The sequence below is a fragment of the Citricoccus sp. CH26A genome, from assembly GCF_000224415.1.
GTDB lineage: Bacteria > Actinomycetota > Actinomycetes > Actinomycetales > Micrococcaceae > Citricoccus.
Window position 1 is genome coordinate 1 of sequence record NZ_AFXQ01000056.1, and the last position, 1,183, is coordinate 1,183.

A 1,183-nucleotide genomic window follows, 5' to 3' on the forward strand; every position below is an offset into this window, starting at 1 on the left:
CGAAGGCAGACACGGTCCGGGTCCTGGAGGAGCTCGGGGTGCCAGCCCCGGGACTGCGCACGATCTGGCGGACCCTCGCTCAGTGCATCGCCGAGGATTGGCGGGACGGGTTCTGCCGGACCGCATACGCGTTCGCCGCGGCGAAGGCCGGTCCCGCCGGGCTCTCGGTCGTGCTCTACGACGTGACGACCCTGTATTTCGAGGCCACTGACGAGGACGAACTACGCAAGGTCGGGATGAGCAAGGAACGCCGCGTCGACCCACAGATCGTGGTCGGACTACTCGTGGACTCCGGAGGCTTCCCGTTGGAGATCCACTGCTTCGAGGGCAACAAGGCCGAGACCCTGACCCTGATTCCCGTGCTGCAGTCTTTCCAGGAGCGCCACCAGGTGCACGACCTGGTCGTGGTCGCCGATGCCGGGATGCTTTCCGCCGCGAACCTCAACGCCCTGGAGGACTCCGGGTTCAGCTTCATCGTGGGCTCGCGGATCACCAAGGCCCCCTACGACCTGGCCGAGCACTTCGAACGCCACGGGAACCACTTCGCCGACGGCCAGATCCTGGAATCGGTGCGGAGCATGGGCACCGGGGCCAACGCCAGGAACCGCAGGGTCGTCTACCACTACTCATTCCAGCGGGAGAAGCGCGACAACTACACCCTGAACAAGCAGATCGAGAAAGCAGAGAAAGTCGCTTCGGGCCAGCGGCCACTCAAGCGGGACCGGTTCGTGAAGCTCGCCGGCAAGAAACCCGGTGTGGACTGGGACCTGGTCGAACGCGCACGCCAGCTCCTGGGATTAAAGGGATACGTCAGCAATATCGGCCCCGAGGTCCTCGACGGGCTGGCCATCGTGGCCGCGTACCGCTCGCTGTGGCAGGTAGAGAAGTCCTTCCGCATGGCCAAGTCGGATATCCGGGCCCGACCGATGTTCCACCACCAACGCGACTCGATCGAGGCCCACCTGACCGTGGTGTTCGCCGCACTGGCCGTGGCCCGGCACCTGCAGGATGCCACCGGGATCAGCATCAAGAAGCTCGTCCAGACGCTCAGGCCCCTGCGGACAGTCACGATCGACGTCAACGGCCACGAACTCACCGCCGCTCCGGCCATCACCGCCGACACCCAGGAAATCCTCGATTCAATCGCGGCGAAATCTACGCACTAAAAGTGGCGCGAGTCAGG

The 1,183-nt window shown here is 64.8% G+C and carries 1 protein-coding gene; it reads left to right on the plus strand.

Annotated features, from left to right (window positions below; all coding sequences use genetic code 11):
• Positions 1 to 1,166, plus strand: a 1,166-nt coding sequence (locus CITRI_RS0115555) for an IS1634 family transposase (protein WP_010145877.1), incomplete at its 5' end; no start/stop codon positions are given.
• Positions 1,167 to 1,183 lie beyond the last annotated feature (17 nt).